The sequence below is a fragment of the Pseudomonas sp. SDO5532_S415 genome (genome assembly GCF_054071155.1).
Genome location: NZ_JBSVWS010000219.1, coordinates 1 through 7,832, shown reverse-complemented (window position 1 = coordinate 7,832; position 7,832 = coordinate 1). Strand labels below are relative to the sequence as shown.

Sequence of the window (7,832 nt, the reverse complement as noted above, 5' to 3'; positions counted from 1 at the left end):
TCCAGACAGGGCGCGTTATCGTTGACGTCCTTCGCGAGCAGGCTCGCTCCCACAGAGGATCGCGTACAAACCTGCAAACAGGTCGGCTTTAAGGCCGCCTTGCTTGGCTTTTGATCTAGGCGCCCCGTTAAACCACGCTGGCCGAACGCAGGCATTGCTCCGTGGGTAAACCGGCGTCCTGCCGGTTTACCCACGGAGCAATGTCGGAGAGAGGGCATGCCGAGCCTAGGCGAGGCACCGAGTGGTGGGGCAAGAGCCCTTTGCTTCCTTTGGGGCTTTTCCAAAGGGAGTCGCCGTAAGGGCGAAACCAATAGCGGCCGTTACCGCAACAACGGATATGTACACCATCCCAAATCACGCCACCGGCGGCGGTTTCGCCAGCTCTATCCCGGCCGCCCCCAACCGCTTGAGAATTTCAAACAGCAGCTCACTCTTGATCGCCCCGACATTGCGCGGGCTGCTGACGTAACCGGTGATGGTGAGGGTGATGCCTTCGGGCTTCAGTTGGCTGAAGCGCACGAACGGCGCCGGTTTGTCGAGGATGGATTCGTGCTCGGTGTAGGTGTCGTACAGCAGGTTGCGCACTTGCTCCGGGTCGATGTCCAGCGGGAACATCAGTTCCAGTATCGCCACCCCCTGGGCATTGCCGCCGAGGGTGACGTTGCGCAGGTTCTGCGAAATCAGCTGCGAGTTGGGCACGATAACGATCGAGCGGTCGGCCAGCTGGATTTCGGTGGCGCGTACGTTGATCCGGCGGATGTCGCCCTCGACGCCACTGATGCTGATCAGGTCGCCGACTTTCACCGGGCGTTCGGTCAGCAGGATCAGGCCTGAGACGAAGTTCTTGACGATCTCCTGCAAACCGAAGCCGATCCCCACCGACAAGGCGCTGACGATCCACGCCAGATTGGTCCACTTGACCCCCAGCGATGACAGCGCGAGCAGGAGGACCAGCGCGTAGCCGATGTTGGAGAAGAGTGTGCTGAGTGAGGCACACATGCCAGGATCCATTTCGGTTTTCGGCAGGAATTCGTTGTCCAGCCAGCGGCGCAATGTGCGGACCAGGTAGATGCCAATGATCAGGGCGAGTACGCCATGCAGCAGGTTGCCCGGGACGATGTTGAGTTTACGCAGACCATCGCCGCCGAGAATGGCCAGGATGTTGGTGGACAGTTGCCCGAGCGTCGATCCGACCCCGCCGACCACCAGCGTGATAAATCCGATCAGCAACAGTGCGGCCCGGCCGGCGCCGGACAAGATGATGGAAATTTGCTCCAGGCGCGCATCGCCGATGCCCAGCAGCTGTTTCAGGGCCTTGCCGGTGGAGTGCCGGGGTGAAAACAGGTATTCGCAACCGTCCTTGAGCAACTGGATCAGCAAGTAGAAGCCGGAAAAAATGATGAACAGCCAGACCAGTTCGTAGGTGATGAAACGCGATAAAGACACGTAGCCAACCAGCAAGGCGAGCATGGAGATCACCACGGCGATGCTGGCGAAGGCATAAATCACCCCGGCCAGTGTCGTGCCCGCCTCGGGGACCTCGCCGGAGGCGACCAGGGCCCGGCGGGTTTTGCTGACGCGCAACAGCAGTGCACCGATCATCCCTGAAATGATCAGCGCGACGAAGCCTCGGACCGAGATCACCACCGGGGAGCTCATGCCGGTGGCATTGGTCATCTGCGCCACCGCCACCAGAATCAGCAGCACCCAGGCCAGGCGGATGGGGAAGGGTTTGATCGCCAGTGCCACCGGGTCGGCAATGGCCGGCAGCCGCCAGGACGGGTGTTTGGTGGACAGCAGGGCGCGGCTCAGGCCGGTGATCAGCACGCAGGTGTAAACAATTTTCTCGAAATCCTGGGAAAACCCCGCCAGTTGCGGCGTCAACGGCAGTTGGCGGGTCAGGGCATAAAACAGCAACTGCAAGGCAAACCACGCCGCCAGCACGGTGGCGAGTACCGAAGACAGTGCGAGGGCGCTGCGCCGCAGCCGGCCTTCAGGCATGCGATGAATGCACAGCCAGGTCAACCCTCGATCGGTCAGCCTGTGACCGACAAACCACAAGGCGAGGGCCAGTAGGAGCAGTACGCTGGTGTAGAAGCGATGGCCCGGTTGCCAGGCGGCGTCGAGGGTGGCGCCCATTTGCTGGAGGAAGGCGCTCAGGCGTTGCCGGTCGTCCTCGGGTGGATTGAGCATGGGAGCCCAGAACCAGGGGTTGAGGATGCTGTGGGTTTGCTGGGTCACTTCGGTTTCCAGCAGGCTGCGGCGGATGACGGCAATCTGGGCCAGCAGTTCAGCGGCGCTGGATTTGAGCGTTTCCAGTGTTTTAAGTGTGTTATCGACCTGATTTTTTTGCTCGGTGAGGACGACCCGTTGACGGGTAATGTCGGACTTCTCCAGCGTGGCCTCGCCAACGGGTGCGGGTCCCAGGACGCTCAGTTGCGACTGCAATTGAGCCTGTTCGGGCAGCAGCAGTGCCGACAGTCGGGTGATTTCCTGGATCAGGGCCTGGACCAGATCCTGCGGGGCTTCCAGCTGGCTGTAATTACTGGCCTGGGAAACCTGCTGTTTGAGGCTGTTGAGCCGAAGTTGCAGTTCCTGCAGATCGCTGCCGGAAACGCTGACCGAGGCGGTCGTTGCGCTGGCGGCAGGGGCATCCGGCACCGGCGCCGCCGATAGCATTACGCCGCTCGGCCCGAACAGCGAGAGAGCCACAACAATCATCCACTTCAATGCATTGCGCATAGGCGTGCCCGACAGGTTGTTAGTCACCCAGCCTATGAGGTTAGGTCATGACTCGCGTCTGTGAGGGATTATTGGTCGGATGTGCATTCATTGGGTCCCCTCTCTCGTCCCAAGCCTGGCACCAAACCTGTGGCGAGGGAGCTTGCTCCCGTTGGGGCGCGCAGCGGCCCTAACAAAGAAGGACTGCTGCGCAGTCCGACGGGAGCAAGCTCCCTCGCCACAGGATTTAGTTGTTTGCTGGATCATTCACCCTGTCGTCGTGCCGGGAAAAACAGTTCGAAGCAGGTCACGCCATCGGCACTGCTGACGCTGCACGCACCGTTATGCAACTGCATGATCGTCGCCACAATCGACAGCCCCAGGCCATTGGATTGCGCCGAGCGTTCGCGGGATTCGTCGACGCGGTAGAAGCGTTCGAATAGCCTGGGCAGGTGTTCGGCGGGGATGGTCTGGCCTTGGTTGCGGACCTGCAGACGGATGCCGTCTGCTGCCGGTATGGCGCAGATATGCAGTTCGGAGTCGGGTGAACCGTACTTGATCGCGTTGGCACACAGGTTGGCCATGGCGCGGCGCAGCAGCATCGGTTCGGCCCAGATCCACCCGCTGCCCCGGGCATCGATGCGGATGCCGACGTCTGCCGCGAGCCCTTCGAAATAGTCGGCCATGCGCTCCATTTCCTCGGCGGCGTCCAGCTCCTGGCGTTGGCGCAGGGCGCTGGCCGGGTCGGTGCGGGCCAGGAACAGCATGTTGTCGAGCATCCGCGCCAGGCGTTCCAGCTCCTCGACATTGGAGGCGAGCAACTGTTGATAGGCCTCGATACTACGATTCTGCTGCAAGGCGACCTGGGTTTCGCCGAGCAGGTTGTTGATCGGCGTGCGCAGCTCATGGGCCATATCGGTCGACACTTGGCCCAGTTGCACGAAGCCTTTGCCCAAGCGGTCGAGCATGGCGTTGAAGGCCTCGATCATCGGCAACAACTCCCGGGGTGCATCCTGGCTGTCGAGACGCTCGTTGAGATTACCGACACCGATGCCCCTGGCATGCCGAGCCAGATGCCGCACGGGCAGCAGGCCGCGATCGACCAGCACATAGCCGGACAACGCCAGCAGAGCCGCCGCCACACTGGCGAACAGGTAGACGTTGAACCGGTAGCTGGCGAGCACGGCGGTGCGCTCGGTCATCAGGCGCCCGGTGACCACTTGCAAGCTGCCCTGATCGCCCGAATCAATGGTCGCCGCCAAAGCCGAAAACGGTACACCGTTTACGGCGGGCAAATGATGCACGTCGCCGAGGGTCAGAGGGTGGTTCAGGGGCATCGGTGACAACGTGGGCATGCTCAGGTTGCCCGGATTGACCACCAGCAACGGCGGTTGCCCGGGGGCGCCGATGGTCAGCAGCGCTTCGCGGTTGCCGAGCATGTTCTGGAACAACGCCGGTTTGGTGCGGATCAACTCCAGGGTGTTGCTGTCGTTGAGGAAGGTGCGCAGTTGATCGATGCGCGTCACCAGGGCCGCATCGTCACGGCGGATCAGCTCGCGCTCCAGATCGTGGTACAGCGCCACGCCGAGCGCCGTCAGCGAGACAAACGCCAGGAACGCAAACACCAGCGCCAGGCGCAGCGTCAGGGAGTGGCGAAAATCAGACAAGCCCTTCATGGCTGGGTATCGAAACGGTAGCCGATACCGCGCACGCTGTGGATCAACTTGAGCTGGAACGGGTCGTCGATCTTCAGCCGCAGGCGGCGTACCGCGACATCCACCACGTTGGTGTCGCTGTCGAAATTCATGTCCCAGACCCGTGACGCGATCATCGAGCGCGACAAGACTTCACCCTGATGGCTGGCGAACAGGTGCAGCAGGGCGAATTCCTTGTTGGTCAGGGTGATGCGCGTCCCGGCACGGGTAACGCGACGCTTGAGCACATCGATTTGCAAGTCTTCGATCTGCAACTGTTCCTCTTCCCGGGTCGGGCCACGGCGGGTCAATGTGCGCAGACGCGCCACCAGTTCGGCGAAGGAAAACGGCTTGATCAGGTAGTCGTCGGCGCCCAGCTCCAGCCCCTTGATGCGGTCGGCGATGTCGTCGCGGGCGGTGAGGAACAGCACCGGGGTGTCGGCTTCCTTGCGCAGGCGGCGCACCACTTCCCAGCCATCCATTTTCGGCATCATCACGTCCAGCACGATCACATCGAAATCGTGTTCCAGGGCCAGGTGCAAACCGTCGACACCATCACGCGCCAGGCTCACGGTATAGCCGAGTTCCTGCAGGCCGTTGAGCAGGTAATTACCGGCCTTGGGTTCATCTTCGACGACGAGAATGTTCATGGGGATCTGCCTGGTTCGGGGTCAGCAATATTCAGGTCTGCGCGGGCGGGCTGCAGCGGCAAGCCGGTGCCGCCAGTGTAGCCCCGATCCTGCGCCGGTACGCCGGTACGCCGGGATGACGATCAATGATCATTGGTGCAACCGCTGCCCTGGACCAGGTAGTCCAGTTCATGCTGACGACCCTGGTGATCGAGGTAGTTCAATTGGGCGGGAACGATGCCGCATTGTTGCGAAATGTCGGTTTGGCCCACGACCTTGGCCACGTCGAGGTGGACGAAGGCCGCGTCCTTGTCATGGATGACGGGGGCGCTGCTCTGGGTATCGGCAAAGGCCGAACCGGTAGCGAGGAGGGCGGCGAATCCGAGGATGAATAGTTTCATGATGGCGTTCTCTCTTCAGCGTTTGGGGGCTGTCGGCGGTGCCTGACAGTGAATTCAGGTTAACCAGGCGATCCGGACAGCCGACCAACAGCTCGATGACAAAGTTGTAATGAAAGGGGTGAGGGTTACGGCTGGCGACCAGCGGCGGCGAGGATCAGGTCGGCGATTTCCTTGGAGTGGGACACCAGCGACAAGTGACTCGACGGCAGCTCGATGGTGGTCGCCCCCATGCGCTTGGCGAGGAAGCGTTCCAGGTCCGGGTTGATGGTCTGGTCGAGGCTTGAGACCGCATACCACGACGGCTTGGTGTGCCAGGCGGCGGCCGTGGTGCGGTCGGTGAACAGGGTCTTGGCGATCGGTTGTTGCACGGCGAACAACTGCATGGCCTTGTCGTGAGGCACGTCGCTGGCGAAGTAATTGAGGAAGGCGTCTTGCTTGAGGCTGACGAAACCGTCGTGCTCTTCGGTGCCGGCGCGCACTGGCATGGTCGGGTATTTGGCTGAGAGAGCGACGAAGTCTTCTCCGGCATCCGGTGCGCGCGCGGCGACGTACACCAGCGAACTGACCTTCGGATCGACCCCGGCTTCACTGACCACGGTACCGGCGTAGGAGTGGCCCACCAGCACGGTCGGTCCGTCCTGCTGATCAATAACCCGTTTGGTGGCGGCCACGTCATCGGCCACCGAAGTCAGCGGATTCTGCACGGCGGTGACGTGCAGGCCGGCGGCTTGCAAGCGGGTGATCACGTCCGCCCAGCTGGAACCATCGGCCCAGGAACCGTGCACCAGCACGACGTTGTTGGCCTTGACCGGTGCGGTCGTGGTGGCGGCCATGGCGGAACCGGTGCCGAGCATGAACAGGCTGGCGGCGATCAGGCAGAGTTTGCTCAATGGTTTCATGGTGTGGACCCTTGTCATCATCAGTGGGAGGCGTGTCACCCGGCTGGGTGACTGACGACTTCACTGTAGGGAGCGAGGGGGTTGGGTACGCTGACAACTCAATGACAAGTTTGTAATGAAGCCTGGTTGTACCTGATCCATTGTGAGAGCGGACAACCTATATCGAGATGTATGTGCACAATAAAAAAGAAACCCCGGACAGACCTGATCTCCCCGGGGTTTCCTGTATCAACCAGCTCAAGGCCGTTGATCAATAGCGCTGATATTTCGAACCGAACTCAGGGCGGTTTTCCGCGACGTAGAGTTTTGCTTTCTGGCTGTCCTGACGGTCGATGCCAACCGTGTTCACATTCAGGGTGGCCGGCTGGCTGACAGTGGCTGCTGCAACGACCGCCTGAGTGGCATGTGGCGCGGCGATGGCGGAAGTGGCACCAAGAACCGAAAGGGCGAAACCAAGACCAATGATGCTTTTCATGATGTTGCTCCAGAGCGTGGGGAGAAGATGTGGCCACTGTAGTACTGGAGCGTTGCGATGAGAAAACACCCTTACGCATAGTTGTTATCGAGAACGGTGATCCTTTGTCAGCGGGGCGTGCTGTCGCTGAGCCAGCGCTGTTTTATCTGTTCCAGGCGGCCATCGCGGTTCATCTCATCCAGCGCCTGTTGCCAGCGTTCGACCTGATGCACATCGGTCTGCAGGGAAAACGCGATGTAGCTGCCTTGCTGCATCAGCGGCATCTGATAGTGCAACTGGCTGGGTGCCAACCCTTCTTCGCGGGCCATGGTGGCGATGGAGAGGGTATCGGCCACCACGAAGTCGGTTCGGCCCATGCGCGCCAGGCGCATCATTTGTTCGGGCGAGGCGACACCGTACAAGTTGGTCAGGCCCTGCTTCTGCAAGTAGCTGTAGACCAACCATTTGCGCGGCACGACAATCCGCCCCAGGTTGCCGGCTTCCAGCAAACTGTGTACCGGTGGCCGGACGCTGTCGGCGGAGTACAGCGCGGTTTCCACTTCCAGCAACGGCCCGACCCATTGGTACCGGTCATCGCGCTCGGCAGTGCGCAGTACGGTAAAGACCCCGGTGGCCGGTTCAGTACTGGCCACGTGCAAGGCGCGCAGCAACGGCACTTGCTGCAGGCTCACCTGATCGCCGGTGCGTTCGGCCAGGGCCAGTACCACATCCACACCGAATCCCACCAATTGGCCGCCTTGCTCGAAGTGCAGGGGGGGATGGTTGTCGGTGAGCAGGGTCAGATCGGCCGCGAGTGTATTGAGCGTCAGGAAACCCAACAGGCAACCGGCAAAGCGCTTCATGAATCGTCCTTGATGTAATGAAGCGCGAATCTTAGTACGGGCACAGTGCCACTGTCCCGGACTATCTCCGGGGCTTTTGTGTCAGAGATGAGGATTTATGGGGATGGCTGCCGAGGTTTGTCGCAAAAAAACTGTGGGAGCGAGCCTGCTCGCGAAGGCGGCGAGCCAGAC

The 7,832-nt window shown here is 61.2% G+C and carries 7 protein-coding genes; all 7 read right to left on the bottom strand.

Translation table 11 applies throughout. The annotated features are described in order from the left end of the window. Positions 1-354 precede the first annotated feature (354 nt). The 7 genes from ACW9HW_RS27400 to ACW9HW_RS27370 all read right to left on the bottom strand — a co-directional run bounded on the left by ACW9HW_RS27400 (position 355) and on the right by ACW9HW_RS27370 (position 7,661). A complete protein-coding gene (locus tag ACW9HW_RS27400; protein WP_095193581.1) occupies positions 355-2,742 on the bottom strand; it encodes a DUF3772 domain-containing protein in 2,388 nt (795 codons plus the stop codon). 242 nt (positions 2,743-2,984) lie between these two features. Further along, positions 2,985-4,397, bottom strand: coding sequence for a heavy metal sensor histidine kinase (locus ACW9HW_RS27395; RefSeq protein WP_457402426.1), 1,413 nt, complete (start codon positions 4,395-4,397; stop codon positions 2,985-2,987). Continuing rightward, positions 4,394-5,065, bottom strand: a complete 672-nt coding sequence (locus tag ACW9HW_RS27390; protein WP_095193583.1) for a heavy metal response regulator transcription factor — start codon at positions 5,063-5,065, stop codon at positions 4,394-4,396. The genes ACW9HW_RS27395 and ACW9HW_RS27390 overlap by 4 nt, the downstream gene beginning before the upstream one ends. Before the next feature lie 122 nt (positions 5,066-5,187). Continuing rightward, entirely contained in the window at positions 5,188-5,445 is a 258-nt protein-coding gene (locus ACW9HW_RS27385; RefSeq protein WP_095193584.1) for a DUF2790 domain-containing protein, read from the bottom strand. Positions 5,446-5,570: 125 nt separating this feature from the next. Then, positions 5,571-6,344, bottom strand: a complete 774-nt coding sequence (locus ACW9HW_RS27380) for an alpha/beta hydrolase (protein ID WP_095193585.1) — start codon at positions 6,342-6,344, stop codon at positions 5,571-5,573. A 250-nt stretch (positions 6,345-6,594) separates the two neighbouring features. Next, positions 6,595-6,819 carry a hypothetical protein gene (locus tag ACW9HW_RS27375; protein WP_095193586.1) on the bottom strand — a complete coding sequence of 75 codons (225 nt, stop codon included), beginning with the start codon at positions 6,817-6,819 and terminating at the stop codon, positions 6,595-6,597. Between the two features lie 107 nt (positions 6,820-6,926). Next, positions 6,927-7,661, bottom strand: a complete 735-nt coding sequence (locus tag ACW9HW_RS27370) for a substrate-binding periplasmic protein (RefSeq protein WP_457402423.1) — start codon at positions 7,659-7,661, stop codon at positions 6,927-6,929. Between the last annotated feature and the right edge of the window lie 171 nt (positions 7,662-7,832).